The 18,050-nt window shown below is 41.7% G+C and carries 16 protein-coding genes; 9 read left to right on the forward strand and 7 right to left on the reverse strand.

Translation table 11 applies throughout. The features are described 5' to 3' along the window. Nucleotides 1-267: 267 nt before the first annotated feature. Nucleotides 268-924, reverse strand: a complete 657-nt coding sequence (trmB, locus tag H6H03_RS01890; RefSeq protein ID WP_190953391.1) for a tRNA (guanosine(46)-N7)-methyltransferase TrmB — start codon at nucleotides 922-924, stop codon at nucleotides 268-270. Between the two features lie 270 nt (nucleotides 925-1,194). Here trmB and H6H03_RS01895 point away from each other — a divergent pair, with 270 nt between their 5' ends. Continuing rightward, complete coding sequence (locus H6H03_RS01895) at nucleotides 1,195-2,325, forward strand: metallophosphoesterase family protein (RefSeq protein ID WP_190953393.1); 1,131 nt, start codon at nucleotides 1,195-1,197, stop codon at nucleotides 2,323-2,325. A 210-nt stretch (nucleotides 2,326-2,535) separates the two neighbouring features. Here H6H03_RS01895 and H6H03_RS01900 read toward each other — a convergent pair whose 3' ends face one another. After that, entirely contained in the window at nucleotides 2,536-3,771 is a 1,236-nt protein-coding gene (locus H6H03_RS01900; protein WP_190953395.1) for an FIST signal transduction protein, read from the reverse strand. Between the two features lie 373 nt (nucleotides 3,772-4,144). On the opposite strand from H6H03_RS01900, the gene H6H03_RS01905 reads away from it, so the two are divergent. From H6H03_RS01905 to H6H03_RS01915, 3 genes are all read left to right on the forward strand, one after another. Then, nucleotides 4,145-4,390, forward strand: a complete 246-nt coding sequence (locus H6H03_RS01905; RefSeq protein ID WP_190953396.1) for a Calvin cycle protein CP12 — start codon at nucleotides 4,145-4,147, stop codon at nucleotides 4,388-4,390. 910 nt (nucleotides 4,391-5,300) lie between these two features. After that, nucleotides 5,301-5,897 carry a DUF3177 family protein gene (locus tag H6H03_RS01910; protein WP_190953398.1) on the forward strand — a complete coding sequence of 199 codons (597 nt, stop codon included), beginning with the start codon at nucleotides 5,301-5,303 and terminating at the stop codon, nucleotides 5,895-5,897. A gap of 23 nt (nucleotides 5,898-5,920) precedes the next feature. After that, nucleotides 5,921-6,217 (forward strand): DUF7734 family protein, encoded by a 297-nt coding sequence (locus H6H03_RS01915; RefSeq protein ID WP_190953400.1) that lies wholly within the window; start codon nucleotides 5,921-5,923, stop codon nucleotides 6,215-6,217. Nucleotides 6,218-6,330: 113 nt separating this feature from the next. Here H6H03_RS01915 and H6H03_RS01920 read toward each other — a convergent pair whose 3' ends face one another. Further along, nucleotides 6,331-6,555 carry a DUF5615 family PIN-like protein gene (locus H6H03_RS01920; RefSeq protein WP_242057690.1) on the reverse strand — a complete coding sequence of 75 codons (225 nt, stop codon included), beginning with the start codon at nucleotides 6,553-6,555 and terminating at the stop codon, nucleotides 6,331-6,333. A gap of 1 nt (nucleotide 6,556) precedes the next feature. Continuing rightward, entirely contained in the window at nucleotides 6,557-6,775 is a 219-nt protein-coding gene (locus tag H6H03_RS01925) for a DUF433 domain-containing protein (RefSeq protein WP_190882849.1), read from the reverse strand. A 165-nt stretch (nucleotides 6,776-6,940) separates the two neighbouring features. Here H6H03_RS01925 and H6H03_RS01930 point away from each other — a divergent pair, with 165 nt between their 5' ends. From H6H03_RS01930 to H6H03_RS01945, 4 genes are all read left to right on the forward strand, one after another. Further along, on the forward strand, nucleotides 6,941-7,375 hold the full coding sequence (locus H6H03_RS01930; RefSeq protein WP_242065730.1) for a hypothetical protein: 435 nt from the start codon (nucleotides 6,941-6,943) through the stop codon (nucleotides 7,373-7,375). Nucleotides 7,376-7,591: 216 nt separating this feature from the next. After that, nucleotides 7,592-8,707, forward strand: coding sequence for a cobalt-precorrin-5B (C(1))-methyltransferase CbiD (gene cbiD, locus H6H03_RS01935; RefSeq protein ID WP_190953404.1), 1,116 nt, complete (start codon nucleotides 7,592-7,594; stop codon nucleotides 8,705-8,707). Between the two features lie 233 nt (nucleotides 8,708-8,940). Further along, nucleotides 8,941-10,563, forward strand: a complete 1,623-nt coding sequence (guaA, locus tag H6H03_RS01940; protein ID WP_190953406.1) for a glutamine-hydrolyzing GMP synthase — start codon at nucleotides 8,941-8,943, stop codon at nucleotides 10,561-10,563. Nucleotides 10,564-10,652: 89 nt separating this feature from the next. Further along, a complete protein-coding gene (locus tag H6H03_RS01945; protein ID WP_190953408.1) occupies nucleotides 10,653-11,150 on the forward strand; it encodes a DUF29 domain-containing protein in 498 nt (165 codons plus the stop codon). 238 nt (nucleotides 11,151-11,388) lie between these two features. Here the strand turns inward: H6H03_RS01945 and H6H03_RS01950 are convergent, their stop codons facing one another. The 3 genes from H6H03_RS01950 to H6H03_RS01960 are packed head-to-tail and all read right to left on the reverse strand — an operon-like array spanning nucleotide 11,389 to nucleotide 17,211. After that, nucleotides 11,389-14,487 carry a PAS domain S-box protein gene (locus H6H03_RS01950; RefSeq protein WP_190953409.1) on the reverse strand — a complete coding sequence of 1,033 codons (3,099 nt, stop codon included), beginning with the start codon at nucleotides 14,485-14,487 and terminating at the stop codon, nucleotides 11,389-11,391. A 2-nt stretch (nucleotides 14,488-14,489) separates the two neighbouring features. After that, nucleotides 14,490-14,945 (reverse strand): response regulator, encoded by a 456-nt coding sequence (locus H6H03_RS01955; protein WP_190953411.1) that lies wholly within the window; start codon nucleotides 14,943-14,945, stop codon nucleotides 14,490-14,492. Between the two features lie 4 nt (nucleotides 14,946-14,949). After that, the gene (locus H6H03_RS01960; RefSeq protein ID WP_190953413.1) at nucleotides 14,950-17,211 is read right to left on the reverse strand and encodes an ATP-binding protein; all 2,262 of its coding nucleotides are present in this window, start codon (nucleotides 17,209-17,211) and stop codon (nucleotides 14,950-14,952) included. A 355-nt stretch (nucleotides 17,212-17,566) separates the two neighbouring features. Here H6H03_RS01960 and H6H03_RS01965 point away from each other — a divergent pair, with 355 nt between their 5' ends. Beyond that, on the forward strand, nucleotides 17,567-17,971 hold the full coding sequence (locus H6H03_RS01965; RefSeq protein ID WP_190953415.1) for a response regulator: 405 nt from the start codon (nucleotides 17,567-17,569) through the stop codon (nucleotides 17,969-17,971). Nucleotides 17,972-18,050: the final 79 nt, after the last annotated feature.

The following is an 18,050-nucleotide window of genomic DNA, read 5'->3' on the forward strand; positions in this document are numbered from 1 at the left end:
TCTTCTACGATTTTAGGCAAAATGAAGATTGTAGACTCTATTGTTAAAATTTTTCCTTCGACACAACTAAAACTTTTATGTCCCATTGAAGGGGACTGGGGACTGGGGATTGGGGACTGGGGAGATAAGAAGATAAGGGAAAATCGCCGCCTCTATTCAAGCCAAAAGCGATGCCTACGGCTGGCTACGCCTACGCAGCAATTCAAATTTTGAGCAGCAACTAAAACATTTATGCCCTGAAAACTTTTTTGTCTGGAGACGGCGCTGTCATTCTTCCTGATTCCCAACTTCTCGTCTGACAAACAAAGCCCGATAAACAGGTTCACCCTTGTTTTGAGTATATATTTCTCGTTCTGTGGGCACTGGTAGCGGGTTTTCGGCTAGCCATTCTTCTGTACCAACTTTCTGATAAGCTGGGTGAGCAGCAAAGCGATCGCGCATTTCCATAGCCACAAACTCCATATCTGATTGCAGAAATACAACCCCCCCAACTGCAAGATAATTAGCTAATTCTGCTACTAGTTCTGGTTGGACTACACGACGTTTAGCATGGCGGGTTTTAAACCAAGGATCGGGAAATTGAATTGTCACCCGCTGTAAACTTTCTGGAGGTAGGGAAGATAAAAGCGATTCCAAGGAATTATTTACATTGCAAAATAAATAATGCAAATTTGTTAAACCTAACTGAGAACGCAACTTATTCGCTTCCACCACCAGCGGTTCCCGAATTTCTAAGCCCAAAAAATTCCAGTTTGGTTCTATCTTGGACATATTCAATAAAAAAAGTCCTTTAGCACAGCCAATATCTAAATGTAGAGATTGATTTGGCTTTGCATAAACTTTTTCCCAGTCAAGAGGACTTACTGGTGTCTGATACTTTTGGGCAAGTGGATTAACATGCTGGCGGACTCGAACTGCTGCCAAAATTTCTTCTCCTTGTTTGTAATTCGTAATTTGTAATACTCGCCTCTGGCGAGAAGCAAGCTACGTAATTTTTAGTAATCAAATTTTTTGATTTTTACAGATTAAATGTATCTCATAAGTCTTCAAGTTAATTGTTACTATAGCGTGGAATCGATGCTCAATGTGTACAAATGTTAAATAGGCGCACTGCTGAGCAGGAAGATTGAGTAAGGGTTATACTTTTTGGAAAAGACTTGTTTTAGCTCCTCCTTTTAACATTTTCCTAAATCGATGACTCTCAATTTTCGGTTTGCGATCGTCAGTGACTTACACCTAGCACTTCCCCACACAATCTGGAATCATCCTAGTCGGTTTCATCTTGTGGAAGTGAGTATTTCAGCATTTGAAAGTGTACTAGAACATTTGACACAACTCGATTTAGACTTCCTGTTGTTGCCAGGAGATTTAACCCAGCACGGCGAAAGAGAAAATCACGCTTGGTTGCAACAACGCTTAGCGCAGCTACCTTTTCCCGTCTATGTTGTTCCTGGCAATCATGATGTTCCCGTGATGTCGGCCAATGAACAATCAATTGCTTTTGCAGATTTTCCCTACTATTACACCAAGTGTGGCTATGAAGATCCACGACAGATTTACTACATTCGTGAGTTGCTACCTGGAGTCAAACTAATTGGACTGAATTCTAACTCTTTTAACGACCAAGGCGAACAGGTAGGATGTTTGGATAGCAAACAGCTACGTTGGTTAGAAGAAGTGCTGGCGGCATGTAGTGATGAATTAATTTTGGTGATGGTGCATCATAATGTGGTTGAGCATTTACCCAATCAATCCCGTCACCCACTAGCAAATCGCTATATGCTGGCGAATTCCGCCCAATTGTTGCAGTTACTCAGGCGCTACGGAGTCAAGCTAGTGTTTACTGGGCATTTACACGTTCAGGATGTTGCTTACGATAAAGGCGTATATGATATTACCACCGGCTCTTTAGTTAGCTATCCTCATCCTTATCGGGTGCTAGAATTTCGTCGCGATCGCCAAGGTAGAGAATGGTTGCAAATATTATCCCATAGGGTAGAGTCAGTGCCTGATTTTCCCAACTTGCAACAGTCATCACGCCAGTGGATGGCCGATCGCTCTTTCCCCTTTTTAATCAAACTACTAACTCACTCTCCATTAAACTTACCACTATCGCAGGCAAAAGAATTAGCCCCTAGTTTGCGTGACTTCTGGGCGACTATTGCCGATGGTGATGCTGTGTTAGACTACCCCCATTTTCCCCAAGAAGTGCGCCGCTACATTCAAACTTACGGTGCTTCACAGCCCAACCCAGGCATCGCCACAGGTGGAACCCTGACTATGATTGATAATAACAGTACACTTTTGCTGGATAGGAATAAGTAGTTAAAAGTTAGGAGTGAGGAGTGAGGAGTGAGGAGTTAAAAATAAGAAGTGAGGAGTCAGGAGTCACGAGTGAAGAGTTAGATATTTAAACTCCCAAATCCTAACTCCTAACTCCCAACTCCCAAATCCTAACTCCCAAATCCTAACTCCTAACTCCTAACTCCTAACTCCTAACTCCTAACTCCCAACTCCTAACTCCTAACTCCTAATTCACAACTGATTTTGCCGACAAATTCCAAATGCTGAAGTATAGGCGTGTAAGAAGGTTCTACCGCCAACAGGGCCGATTTCACCGCCACAGAAAAAGCCGCCTACGGGAATATCTTTGATATAGCGCCTAAATAATTCAGAATCAAAATTGGGTTTACCATATAGCCCTTCACCTCTTCCAAGACAGGCAAACATCAAAGCAGCTGCGGCAGAGGGTTCGGAGTTACGTTGGTCTTGATAACTTTGGAGGAGTAATTCTAAGTCTTCGGCGGAGGCTTGGGCATCGCGGAGGTGGAATTGCAGCCTTTGGCCGGGACGAACGCGATCGCCAATTGCGATCGCTCCTGCTGTAGGATCGACACCGAGAATACCGCGAATTAAAAAGTCTCCCTGTTGTAAAGCTAGCTTAAATTCATCCATTGCCACACCCACAAACAAAGAGTGCTGTGCTAAAGTCCGTTCCTGTTCGCTGAGACTGGCAATCAAATCTCTTAATACTATTAAAGGCACTTGTTCATCTAACTCTAGAATGATATTGCGATCGGCTTTGGTGACTTGCAACGGTTTGCCAATAGGCCTGCATCCTTGGGCGACAATCGTTTCCAAAATAATATTCCCAGTCAAAGCTATGCCAATAGTTCCTTCACGATACAAGCTTTGACCCAAATCGCCATAGTCGTCCTTACAAAATAAGGCAACACGACCGCCCATACCCCCGCCACTAGCTTGCCCCCCCACTATTACCGATCCTGGATAAGCAAAATCCAGCCCCTGCAACAAATCATTGATTCCAGAAGCAAAGGAACTAGAAAGCAAAATGAACTGGGGTGTGGGGTAGGGTGGTACACCAACTAAATCAAGCCAAGCATCTGGGGAACTATCCAAGTCAGGTAATTCTTCAGCAACAACATGAAATACCTGAACCTGCACCCCTGGAAGGTGCGCTAAAGTCAGACTGATAGCTGGTTCAGCTTCTAGTTCTTGGGTTTCTCCGCTAACTGTTGTCCCAATTACACCACCACCACTACAGCCAATTAGCACTGGCACAGAAAGCTTCTCAGCCAACAAAGGTAATAGTCGAGAATACTCACTCGTAAAAGCAGACGAAATGAATACCAGCCCTAAATCCGCAGGTGCTGTTAACAAGGAGACGGCTCGTTGTACCACATCTGCGACTGCGGCTTCCAATGAATGATGGGTTGATAGGGCGTTTGCCCACTGCATTTGGTCTGCCATGAGTTTTGGGCTTCTTTTGCTTTTAGGCTAGTAGTTTTTGATTTTTCATTTTGGGAAGAATTGCATCCTAGAAGAGTTGACCCCAGTTGTTTGTATTCACCATCCCAGCAAACCGGGGTTGTCATTCCCTAATACATGCATCTAAATATATTGTATGATTATCTATCTATAGTACTGATTCCAAAAAATCTTAAAAAATAAAGATGGATACATTATAAATGTCACACTTTGCTGTATTGATTAGAAATCAATAGACTCAAACGCTAACTTAATTATCAGCTAAGTGGTTAAAATGGTTAGTAATAAAACCAAAAACTGCCATTTTTGAAGTCTTTCTATACTAGTACTAACAACACACAACGAGACTAAAACAATGACAAACATTCAAGAAACAGCAAAAAACGGCATCCAAGAACAAATCCAACAAGAAGTAGAACAGGCACGTACTGTCTGTGATGTTAACGGTAGCAACTCACCAGAGTGTGCTGCTGCTTGGGATGCAGTAGAAGAATTGCAAGCCGAAGCTTCTCACCAACGCCAAAGCAAACCAAAAAACTCTTTGGAACAGTATTGTGATGATAACCCAGAAGCAATTGAATGCCGAGTTTACGACGATTAGAAATTGAGGCAAGTGAATTTTTTGTTTAGTCAGCAGGCAACTTAAGATCTATTTAGTGATATATTGCGCCTTACAGTCACTACCCTTATAAAATGGCACTCTCGCCTTTTCATTATCTTGAGCCAAAAGATAGAGAATTGGTGAAAGATCTAGAGGTAAGCATTCTTATTTGGGAAGTAAAGTTTTACACCCTAGAAAACTTGGGGTTTTGTCTAAAACTAGCAAATGTATAGGTGCTGGGTAAGTTTTCCAACTTTCCCTGATACTACTACATATAAGTAGGTAAAAAATCAAAATTTAGAATCTTCGAGTTCCTTGGTGTTTTGGCAAATAAAAAAATTCCAGAAAATCAATTAGCTAAGTTACAAAATTTCATTCTGTAATACGGATTGCAAAAATTTTTGTAACAAATCAACTATTTGTAGGGGCGTGCATTTGTGCGCCCCTACAAATGTATTTTATAGTACAGTCTTTAAAGTGTTATACGTAAAAACTTTCAGCCGCATAGATTGGGAAGCGATCGCATTAATGCAAATGAATCCATAGCATCCAAGCTAGGATTATCCTTGAGGTAATGAAATTCTCTTTCTACGTATTTTGCTTCTTTGCATCCTTAGTGGTTTGTTAAAAAAGTAATTTTGACAACTAGGATACAATTGCTATAGTTAATAGCTTAGAAGTATGTCAGAGTTGATTGACTTGAACAAAAATTTCTCATACAAATTTATATGTCATTTGCGTAATTTAGAAATTTATACTCCCTAGTGCCTACTCTCTGAAACTGAAATTTTCAGTTTCCAACGTAGATTTCTATCGGTTATGGATCTTCGCTTTTGATTAGAAATGTTCTATCAAAACACAAGCCATCTGAATTGGTGAATTTTCCTTCAATTATAATTTGAGAAAAACTATGGATTTTAATGTTTGGTTTCGCCCTTTTGTCTGGATTGATTATCGACTGGCAGTATTATTTTTGGTAATTATTCCACTGATTCTGCTGATTTGGGCATTTGTCCAAAAAGCAGAAGGCGTACAACGGTTATTAGCTATATACTGGCGAGTATCAAGCCTGCTAGCAATCACTATTTATCTGATGATTGCCCAGTATCCAGTTAGCTTTATTTCTGCATTGATGGCTCAGATTTTGATCCCGATTTCGCTATGGTTTTGGGTGGATATCAATGATGAAATTGAGTATCAAACCACTGGATCTTTAAAGTTCATTTTTACTTCTTGGCGCTGGGCGACTACTGTTTATTGTCTTTTAGGCGCAGTAGCTTCTACACTTTTTTTAAATTGCGCTTTTTCTGCCAGTGCGCTCAAAACACCCTATTGTCGCGTCTGGTTCGAGGCTCCGTTAATGTTTAAAGAATATTTTCATGCTAATAGCAAAGCTGAGTTCTTAGGTTTTCTTGGCATAACTAGTTTAGTAATTTATGTGCTTTACTTAAGCTATTTTGTCCTGATTAAGCTAGGCAAGCAGGGACGCACAGCTACACCTCAATAATCTGAAAATTTAAAATTCTAAAAATGGATTCCATTGGCAAGCGACTGGAACAATATACCGCTAGACGACCCCAAGAAGTCTTACTGGTAACAGTAGAAATTGCTGGAGAGCAAGATACAATCGCTGTTTTCAAAGGTTTTTCCAGTTCTTTGATGCACCCAACAGCATTCGATCCAGATGTGCCCGTTCTGCCAGATGAGGCAATTATTCTCAATATTGACCGAGTAGCTAGTCCATACAATCCGGAAGCCCCTCGCTATATTCAACAAGGAGTTTCTTGGGAAGCTATGCAAGTTCTATTCTCAGAGGTGGGAGTGTAACTAATTACAATTTGTATTTACTCACTGACTATCGTAGCTTGCCCTTTAGTTACTATACTTAGAATAGCTAAAACCCGCGATGCCAGAGGCTTTAGATCTGCTAATCGGTTGGATTATGCCTGCAAAACAATTACCGCAATATTGAACTGTGGTAAATTCTGTTGAAACGATAAGTTGCGATCGACTGTGATGAAAACATCAAACTCTGTCTCAGCGAGGGCAAGAAGTTGACCATTTTTGACTCCCGCCCATCCCATCTGTGGAACTGTTTTCACCTCGTAGCCAGAAAATTCTCTCGCAAATTTGCGATCGATACACTCATCTAGAAGCAGCCTCATATTATGCCACCATAGCTATGACCTGTCTTCCAGCTTCTTCTAGGAATCCAAGGACTTGCTTTCTAGTTACAGTTGGGAAGCCGTCTAAAAAATCATCAATTGACTCTCCCGCCATTAGATAGTCAAGAAGCGTCTGCACAGGAACCCGCGTACCAGTAAAAACCGGAGTCCCGCCCATAATTTCGGGTGATGCACTAATGATTGAGGAGTTCTTAAGCATAGCTCTTTCATCATTCCTGTTCTCATATTTATAGTCTAGCTATATTATCTGAGTCAGAGTTCCCAAACTGCTCTCCCGGTGCGATCTAAGAAGATGTTTTAAAACCTGCTAGTTTTGGACTTGCAACGATAAACGGTAAAAGTGAGGAGAAAAATGTCGCCTGAGATGGATAGTCTTAAGCCCGGAGATTTGAAGAAAAGAATAGAACGATACAGAGATTCATACGAAGCTCGTTTTAAGCGTAATCAGTACACAAATAACACAATCATAGGCGCTTCCATTATATTGACTATTTTGATTGCTATTAGTGGCACTAGCCCTGTATTCAAAGACTCACAAAATCCTTGGGCAAACCCTTTGGGCGTGAGTGCTGCGGCATGGTTAGGTCTAATATCTACAGCACTGCTTAGCGTTCAAAAGCTTTATAACGTTCAAGAGAAGATAGCGTTTTACCCAGGATATATTGTGCAAGCTGAGGAGTTAATTGAAGATTTAGACGCAGTTAAAACCGAAGAAGATTTACAAAAGATTCGAGACAGATTTAGAAAGATGCGTGCTGAAGAAGCAACTAAACGTCCTATTGAGAATTCCCCCAGTTAACCCCTTGTTGAATAACCGCAGCCTAATAATCCCGTTGCACCAGAACGCCGCAAAGCAATCGCTGAGGGGCACAAATCATCTGCGTCCGATGAGCGGGAACGTTACCCTGAGAGAAGCAAACTACAGTTGGATCTAAATTGCCATCTGAAATTGTCTTCTGTAGGAGACGCTACGCGAACAATTTTGAAGAATTATTTTGATTTTTGAATTTACAAAATGTCCCGTTCTGGATACACACTTCCCGTCTTTGCCTGCGCTGCGGCCGTTGCTGCTTTACACTGGTTACACGATCGCCTACCTTTAACCACAGCATCCATAGATCTAATTGAACCAAATCAAATCGCAGAAATCCCCATTGAACAGGTAGCAGGGCTATCTGAAAATACAGCTTTAGCAATTACTCGTAGTGACCCTGGTGATAATCTTGACCTGACCAAAGATACACCGATTTGGGCAATGGTGGAATGGCGAGAAGAGGGAGAAGACGCTGTAATTATTCAAGGTGGGGAAGGCATTGGCAGACAGACCAATGCTGAGGATAAGCCGGCTATTTATGCTTATGCTCGCAGGCTGTTGCAAGAGAATTTGCAACGAATGTTGGCAGCTGGGGAAAAAATCACGGTGACGATTATTTTACCCGAAGGGCGATCGCTTGCTGTTCGCACTTCCAATTCTGCTTTTGGTGTGGTTGAAGGACTTTCCCTTTTAGGCACAACTGGCATTTCCCAACCTTTGAGTACATCAGACCAACTTGCAGCTTTTCGAGCTGAATTACAAAATAAAGCCAGTGGTTTTGAGAGTTTGGTATTTTGTATTGGGGAGAATGGCCTAGATTTAGCGCGTCAGCTAGGGATTAATCCCGAACAATTGGTGAAAACTGCTAACTGGCTTGGCCCAATGCTAGTAGAAGCTGATGTGCTGGGTGTGAAAGAAATCTTATTATTTGGCTATCACGGGAAGCTGATGAAGTTAGCAGGCGGGATTTTTCACACCCATCACCACCTAGCTGATGGACGCCGGGAAATTTTAGCAGCCCATTGTGCGATCGCTGGTTTACAATCATCAGATATCCAAGCTGTATTTCACAGCCCTACCGCCGAAGCCGCATTAAAATACTTACGATCCCTAGACGCTGCCACAGGTAGCAATTGGGTAAATCAAGTTTACAGTGCGATCGCTGAAACTATTGATGTCCGTTCTCAAGAATACATCCAAAGCCATAGCCAAAGGGGCACAGCAGTTACAGTCTGTGGCTCGGCCCTGTTTGATCGCGATCGCAAAATTATTGTGAAGAGTCAAACTGCTGGTCTGTTAATGGGAAAATTATGTTAACTTATTATGAATAATCGTAAACAATTCACATAAATAATCTTTTAAGTAATCACTTTCGGGTAAGTTTATCCTTCTAATACCATCTCCAATTCAGGAAATAGATAAACGCATATAAATAAGCGTTTGTCAAGGTTCTTTATACCATTATCAGCCTGCCCAGGCTGAATAATAGCATCAAGCTAGAAAGATCCCAGGGCATCAATTTATCCTTCATAGACATAATTTTCCCCGTCATGAATACAGCGGTGTCTCTACCAACAGAACAAGCTCCCCAAACATTAGAAAACTTTGGGCAGCTGAATCGCCAATTGATTGTGATTTTGGACTTCGGCTCCCAATATTCCGAGCTGATTGCCCGTCGCATCCGCGAGACTCAAGTATACTCTGAAGTTTTGTCTTATCGCACTAGTTCTGCACATTTGCGCCAACTCAATCCTAAAGGAATTATCCTTTCTGGCGGACCGAGTTCAGTTTATGGCGATAAAGCTCCCCATTGTGACCCAGAAATCTGGAATTTGGGAATACCTATCTTGGGTGTTTGCTATGGGATGCAGCTGATGGTAAATCAACTCGGTGGGGAAGTGGCAAAGGCTGACCGGGGTGAATATGGCAAAGCATCATTATATATAGACGATCCCACCGATTTGCTCACCAATGTTGAAGACGGTACCACGATGTGGATGAGTCACGGAGACTCAGTTACCCAAATGCCACCGGGGTTTGAATTGCTGGCGCATACCGAAAATACACCCTGTGCTGCCATTGCCGACCACGAAAGGAAACTTTACGGCGTGCAGTTCCATCCAGAGGTAGTGCATTCAGTTGGTGGCTTAGCATTAATTCGGAATTTTGTCTACCATATCTGCGATTGCGAACCTACTTGGACAACAGCAGCTTTTGTAGAAGAAGCAATTCGGGAAATTCGCGCCAGAGTTGGCGAGAAGCGGGTGTTGTTGGCATTGTCTGGAGGTGTGGATTCTTCGACTTTGGCTTTCTTGTTATATAAAGCCATTGGGGAGCAACTGACTTGCGTGTTTATCGACCAAGGCTTTATGCGGAAGTACGAGCCAGAGCGATTGGTGAAGCTGTTCCAAGAGCAGTTTCATATTCCTGTAGAATACGTGAATGCTCGCGATCGCTTTTTAACCGCTATTTCTGGTGTTACAGATCCCGAAGAAAAACGTCGCCGCATTGGTCACGAATTCATTCGCGTATTTGAAGAAACATCAAAACGCCTCGGTCACTTTGATTATCTGGCTCAAGGGACTCTTTATCCAGATGTGATCGAATCTGCTGATACCAACGTCGATCCCCAAACTGGCGAACGCGTAGCAGTGAAAATTAAGAGCCATCACAATGTCGGTGGTTTACCCAAAGACTTAAGATTTAAATTAGTGGAACCACTGCGGAAACTATTTAAAGATGAAGTCCGCAAAGTTGGGCGTTCCATTGGTTTACCAGAAGAAATTGTCCAACGCCAACCTTTCCCAGGGCCCGGTTTGGCAATTCGGATTTTGGGTGAAGTCACCGCCGAACGCTTAAATATTTTGCGCGATGCTGATTTAATTGTGCGGCAAGAAATTAACCAACGAGGCTTGTATCATAGCTTTTGGCAAGCATTTGCGGTGTTGCTGCCAATTCGCAGCGTTGGCGTCATGGGAGATCAACGTACCTACGCTTATCCTATCGTTTTGCGGATTGTCACCAGTGAAGATGGCATGACTGCTGATTGGGCAAGAGTGCCTTACGATGTACTCGAAGTAATTTCCACTCGGATTGTGAATGAAGTAAAAGGTGTGAATCGAGTGGTTTATGACATCACCTCCAAGCCGCCTGGAACCATTGAGTGGGAATAATTTAGTTTTTGGTAAGGGGAAGATAAGTTTTTCTTTCCCTTTGACTAAATACTAGAATTGGGAAAACATCGCCAGGTTTTGATCCCACCATGCAGACACCACAAATAGGGCAAACAGCGAAAAGTGCGAACCAAAACCTTTATGAAACTGATTTCCACGCTTGGACTCAACAACAGGCTAACTTATTGCGTCATCACCAATGGAGCCAATTGGATTTGTCCAATTTAATTGAGGAAATTGAATCCTTGGGCAGAAAAGAACGCCAAGAATTGAGAAATCGCCTCAGTATCTTAATTGGACATTTGCTGAAGTGGGAATATCAACCAGAACAACGTAGTCGCAGTTGGTTAGCTACAATTCGCGTGCAAAGGCGGGAGACTCTGAAGTTGTTGAATGAAAATCCTAGCTTAAAGCCTTGTTTGGCTGAATTACTCCAGGAAGCTTATGAAAATGCTAGAGATTTAGCATCAGGTGAAACAAATTTGCCGCTGTCAACTTTCTCGGAACAATGTTTATATTCATTGGAGAATATTATTAGCGATCGCTTTTATCCAGGCGTATCAGCAAGAGATCAAATCATGGAATAACATTATATACCTTCTGAATTCCAGTGCCAAAAGTTCATAAAATTTATAAATTTAATTAAGTTATGTTAATTTCATGCGAATAATTCTCAATAAAACAAGGAGTTTAGTTTGTTTGAGCAGTTGACTAATTACAGGCTTTTTTGATGTATTCAAATTCTTGGTTATTATTGGCTACTGCTATAACTATTTTGATTAATGCCAAGTTAAAAATATAAATCAAACTATAAATTTTTAATTTTTACAACGGTAGCTTGATGGAAAAAGTAGCTCCTTGTCCAATGCCAGGACTAGCAACTTGAATCGAGCCGCCATGTAATTCAACCAAATGACGGGCGATCGCCAAACCCAGTCCCAAGCCACCTTGTTTGTGAGTCGAATGTCCTTGATGATAGCGTTCAAAAACGTAGGGCAGAAACTCCGGGCTAATACCGATACCTGTATCGCTGACTGTAATTTGGGCATGAGAGCCATTACGAAACAAACTAATTTCTACTTGTCCCCCTGGCGGGGTGAATTTGATAGCGTTAGCGAGTAAATTGCCGAGAACTTGCAGCAAACGATTGATATCACCAGAAATTGGGGAAATTGAGCGGTCAATTTTGGACTGTAAACGAATATTTTTGGTATTAGCGGATGGATAAGCAGTTTCAATTGCTGCGCCTACAACTACTCCCAGATTCACTTGGCTGACCTCAAGCTGTAGCTTACCTTGGAGGATGCGAGACATATTCAGCAAATCTTCGAGGAGTTTTTCTTGAGACCTGGCATTGCGTTCGATGGTCTCTAGAGCTTTAGCGAGGTTGGCTGCATCGAATTTGCGAGTCCGCAGGAGTTGTACCCAACCGAGAATGGCATTGAGTGGAGAGCGCAGATCGTGGGAAACCATTGCCACAAACTCATCTTTAGTGCGGTTAGCAGCTTCAGCTTGGGTGCGGGCGGCTTGCTCTAGTTGCAAAAGTTGGTTGCGTTCGGCTTCTAAGTGTTTGCGATCGTCAATATCTGTACTCGTGCCAAACCACTGGATGATACTTCCTTGTTCGTTCTTGATGGGCACACCTCGTACTAAATGCCAAGAAGAGCTACCATCGCGTTTTTGATAGCGGATTTCCTGTTGGTAAAGTTCGCCTGTTTGCAAGGCTTGAGTCCATCCTGCCATAGCTGCTTCAATGTCCTCTGGATGGATAACTTTTGTCCAGCCAAACCCCATCGCATTTTCAGCCCGTTGCCCAGTAAATTCATACCAGCGTTCGTTGACATATTCGCATTCGCCCTGGGCATTGCAGATCCAGACAAGCTGTGGCATGGCATTGGATAAGTAGCGGTAGCGTTCCTCGCTTTGGCGCAGTGCTATTTCAGTGCGTTTGCGTTGGGTAAGGTCGAGAACGAAACAGACGCTATAACCGTTGTTGTTTGTGCTTTCTATCCGGGCAATTCCCAGTAAAACTGGAATTCGAGTCCCATTTTTGTGAAGATATTCCTTCTCGAAAGGAGTGCAAACACCAGAGACTTCGAGTTCTTGAATTTTTTGTTGGTCGAGGGTTTGATATTCTGGTGGTGTCATGGAATCCCAGTGGATGATTCCGGCTGCTAAATCTTCGCGAGTGTAACCGAAAGTTTCTAAGAAAGCGTCATTTGCTTCATAAATTCCACCGCTGAAGTCACCGAAATAAATGCCAACTATATTAGATTCGACAATGCGGCGGAACTTAGCTTCACTTTCTTGCAAAGCGACTTCAGCACGTTTGCGTTGCGTAGCTTGCCGATAGGCATCGCTAATATCTGTCATACTACCCACTGTCCTAATTACCCGGCCATTAGCATCTCGTGTAATTAACCCTTGATCGAGCACATATCGATATTTTTGGTCTTTGTGTCGTGCCCGATATTCAACGCTATAGTGATTTTGATTGGCAGAGATAATACTGTGGAACTGAGCGTTTAAACGCTCTCGATCTTCTGGATGAATTTGCTCTTTCCACCATTGATGGGTTGTTGGTATCTCCTTTAAGGAGTAACCCAAAATTTTAGTTAGTCCTTCAGTTCTCTCAATTTTGTCGTTTTCCACATCCCAGTCATAAATTAGGCAATTAACCGCCGCTGCTGCTAGTTGGAAACGTTCGTTGCTCAAACGTAGCTGTTCCTCAGTTTGCTTGCGTTCTGTAATGTCAAAGCTTGTACCGATAATTTGGTGTGGGGAACCGTCAGGATTTCTGGTGAATATCGTATCTCTACTAAAAAACCAACGCCATTCTCCATTGGCGTGTCGCATCCGATATTCATTTTCCACGATGTTGTTCTCTTCACTTGAGCCAAGTTCTTGGAATACGCTAGGAAATCGAGCTAAATCTTCAGGATGCATCAGTGTGGGTAAGAACTGTGTTCCCATTTGTTGAATTTGCTCTGGAGTGTAGCCAAGCAATTGACTAACCTGAGTATTAATGTAGACGCTCTGCTGTTTAACTAAGTCGTAAACATACAAAATTCCCGGAGTAGTTTCGGCAATGCGTTCGATGAACTGCTGACTTGAGCGCAACCGTTGTTGTGCTTGGTATTTCTCAGTTACATCCCGCCAGGAAGCAACAAACCCATCTCCCATCTTGGTGATGCGAATATCGATGGTTTTGGTTAGCAGCTGGTTGCTATCAAAATTTGAAGTGTAGATGAGTGATTCTTTCGTCACAGGATTACCCGTTTCTACAACTTGGCAACAGTCATCAAACAAGTCACTTGCTCGAAAATTCGGGAGGATGTCGCACAGTCCTTTGCCAAGCTGTTCCTCCTTATTAATCTGAGTAAATTCACAAGCTGCGGCATTTACATAATCAACACAAAAATCAAGTATTTCACCCGTATCGTTACGAATAGCTGAGTAAATGCCAAAACAGTCGAGCATATTCTCCACCGAGGTGCGAAAACGTTCTTCGCTGCATTGTAGTTGCTGGCGTAACTGAGTGTTTTTAATTGCTGAGTAGACAGTAGAACGCAAACGTTGTGCTGTTGTCTGTCCCTTGATGAGATAATCTTGGACGCCGCTTTTCATCGCCTGGACAGCTATAGACTCGTTGCCATATCCCGTTAACATAATTACAGCTGGCATAGTTCCCTTTGACTGCTGCTGTAATTCTGCTAGAAATTCCAGTCCATCCATGTCTGGCAGCAGAAAGTCTAATAAGATGCCCTTAGGCTGCAATTGTTGACATAATGCCAACGCTTCTTCTCCCAATTCTGCTTCGAGAATTGTGTAGCTGTGTTCTTGGTCTTGCAAAAGATAGCGACGATAAACCTGTCGGTCTTCAGGAGAATCATCGATGATTAAAACAGTTAGCGGTTGCACCATGACTACTTGCTAACAGTATCAGGGAGAATGACGATATCTAACCAATAAGTTATGAAACTTTGAATAGTTTGTACCAATCTGTTAATGTCGATTGGTTTTAGAATATAACTAGTAATGCAATATCGATAGCATACTTCAATATCTTTGGGGTTAGAAGAGGTGGTAAATACAACCACCGGAATATTTTTGAGGCTTCCATCCTGCTTGATTTGCTCTAAAACTTCTCGCCCATCGGTTCCTGGTAAATTCAAGTCGAGCAAAATAATTGACGGACAAGGAAACTTTTGAGAATCAGTGTAGGCCCCTGTGTGGTAAAGAAAGTCCAGGGCCTCATCGCCATCAGTGCAGCGAAAGATGGGGTTAATCACAGCTTCTCGGCGCATGATTCGACATAACGCTTCAAAGTCTTCGTCGCTGTCTTCAATCACCAGCAAAGGTTGGGCGGTTTTGCCAATCATGAATTCAGTCTCCTGCTTGTAACGTGAAATAAAACGTACTACCTTCGCCGTAGGTTGACTCTACCCAGATTTTACCGCCATGTCGCTCCACTATTTTTTTTGTGATGGTCAATCCCGCCCCTGTACCACCACCATATTTGCTTGGTCCGTGTAGCCGTTTGAAGATGCGGAAAATTGCCTCAAAGTGTTTTTCTCGAATGCCAATGCCGTTATCTCGCACGTAGAATATCACTGGTGTAGGTGAAGCGGCTTCGATATAGCCAATTTCAATCCATTTTTCGGGTTTGTCGTTGTATTTAATAGCGTTGGCAATCAAATTATTGAAGACTTCGCCTACTTGGACGCGATCGCAATATACTGTTGGTAAGGATCTAGGAATCCGAATTTCTACGCCCATCTCCTCAATTCGCGCACTCAACAAGTCTAAATTTCGCTGTACAACACTATTAATATCAGTCTGCTGCATAGAAAGATCGACTCTTCCCAAGCGGGAAAAATGTAGCAGCGAATCAATTAAATCTTCCATACGCTGAGTCAAACGAATCAGAGTTCTTAACTTTTCTCTACCTTCTTCGTTGAGAACTTCGCCGTAGTCTTCAATTAGGAAATTAGAATAATTATGAATACCGCGCAGTGGTTCTTTCAAATCATGGGAAGCAATGTAGGCAAAGGCATCCAATTCGTTATTACTACGTTCTAGTTCAATATTTAGCTGCGCTAATTCGTCTGCTTTTCGCAACACCACACCAATAATAGCGCTTCTCAACTCCAGTGCTGCATTCACCTCACAAGCTTTCCAACTCAGAGATTTTAAATGCACCGTTTCTTTCCATAAATCAAAGGATTTCCGGGGTGATAGACGCAAATTCCCATTTCCAGTTACTTCCACAGGTTTATGTGGGTTACCTCCCCAATTAACAGTTCGTACTACCTCTGGGCGAAACCATAAAACATAGTTTTTCTGAACTTTAGAAAATGAAAGCGCCATCAAGCCACTAGCTACATCCCGGAATTTTTCTGCCTCTGGATAAATTTTTGATAGTGAATCTGTGTAAAAAATTTCTTCCTGGACGTTTTGATAAATCCATTCAATTAAATTTTGAATATCTGGTTTTTCGGGAGTGTTGCCGACTAGAAAATATTCTTTCTCAAAATATACCACTGCTCCTTGGGCATTGACAAGATTTAGTAGATTCGGTTGATGCTGAATTAAACCTTCAATAAAGTTATTTTCTGCCGACATATGCTCTACTAACTTGCTATGAACTGATTTCAACTGAATTTTATATTCGCTATCTTCGCTATCCTCCTTTGCACTAAGTTCTACAGATGTAATTTGTCCTAAAAACTCACAAGCATTACGAATTTCATATGGAACATATTTAGGTGATTGATGATGACAAGCAATTAATCCCCATAATTTTTGGTTTTTCATAATGGAAATTGACATTGATGCCGTTACGCCCATATTATGCATATATTCAATATGTAAAGGCGAAACACTCCGCAATACCGACTTACTTAAATCTAAAGGCTGCCCAGTCACAGGATTATTTGTAGGCAAAATTGCTGCTGGTTGATAATCAGCATTCGGTATTAGCCGCAGCCAATTTTGGCTGTAGAGTTGCCTAGCTTGTACGGGAATATCGGAAGCTGGATAGTGTAAGCCTAAATAAGATGTCAGATATTCTGGCTTTTGTTCGGCAATTACAGCACCATTCCAATCTTCATCAAACCGATAGATCATCACTCGTTCAAAGCCAGTTATTTTTTTGACTTCTTGAGCAAGAATTTGAGTGAGTTCTAGGACACCTGATGCCACTTGTAATTTAGATATAGCTTGTTTAACTAAATGATAAAATTTAAAAAACCCATTACTTTTTTCTAAAAACGTCGGTTCTAATTCGAGAACCAAAATTTGATTTAGCCGATGAAGAATCGCATCATAATGTAAATTCTCAATTCCAGCCTTGATGGTAATTTCTAGAGGATTGACAAGTTGTAAATCGTCTTGAGATAAACAATCTTTCAAAAAATTGATTTGCTCAGATTCCAAAAAATTGCTTAAAGGTTTATTTAGTAAATCTTCTGGTTCTATGCCAATTAAAGAATAAGTATTATTGCTGCACTGAAGGATAGTTAACTCTGGTTCTTTTAATGCCAAAAGAACTCCATGAGGTTGAATATAACCAGGAATATGAATTGGTTCTCGATCGCAGTTAGTCAGATCAACTTCAAAGGAAATGTTAATATCGTTAGTGTTCACGTTTTAGTACCAATGGATGACTAGTGCCTGAGGAATGTACCTCAGTCTAAGAATAGTTTTGAATTTAGTTGTCAAATTTTTGATTTAATCTATCTAAACATTGTTGCCAGCAGATTTGTTGATGAAACTGTAACTGAATTAAAATGAAATTTATTTACGTAAATGAATTTAGACAAGAAGATTAATGTCAGAGAAAAATTAGCTGTAAATTGAATAATAGCTAAAAGAGTTGAGTTATTTCCTAGAAAAATAAGCGCGATCGCAGTAAAATGACCAATGATATGGCCACTGAAAAAGTAAAACAAGTAGGTCATTAGCAATTAAATTTTATTCTATCAACGTTAATGGAAATGTTATGGAATCTCCTCTCCCTCTTGCTGGCTTAAACATCCTCGTAGTTGATGATGATGAGGATAGCCGCTTCTACGTTACAACTGTATTGGAGGCAGATGGAGCATCCGTCACAGCAGTTGCATCGGCCGCCGCCGCATTAAAAGTACTACCCCAATTGCAGCCTGATATCTTGATATGTGATATTGCTATGCCTAATGAAGATGGTTACACTCTCATCCACAAAATAAGAACCCTGCAACCAGATATTTATGGCAAACTCCCTGCCATCGCCTTAACTGCCTATGGCGATCGCGAATATCGTAACACTGCCCTAGAAGCAGGCTTTCAAATGCATGTATCTAAGCCAGTCGATCCAGGGGAACTAGTGGCCATAGTGGCAAATTTAGTTAACTCTTGTAATAATTAATACAAAAAATTGGTTATTAGTCATTGGTCATTGGAAGCGCTGACTGTTGAGGAAAGCCGGAGATTCTGAAGCTTCCGTT

Source organism: Nostoc paludosum FACHB-159 (assembly GCF_014698835.1).
GTDB lineage: Bacteria > Cyanobacteriota > Cyanobacteriia > Cyanobacteriales > Nostocaceae > Nostoc > Nostoc paludosum.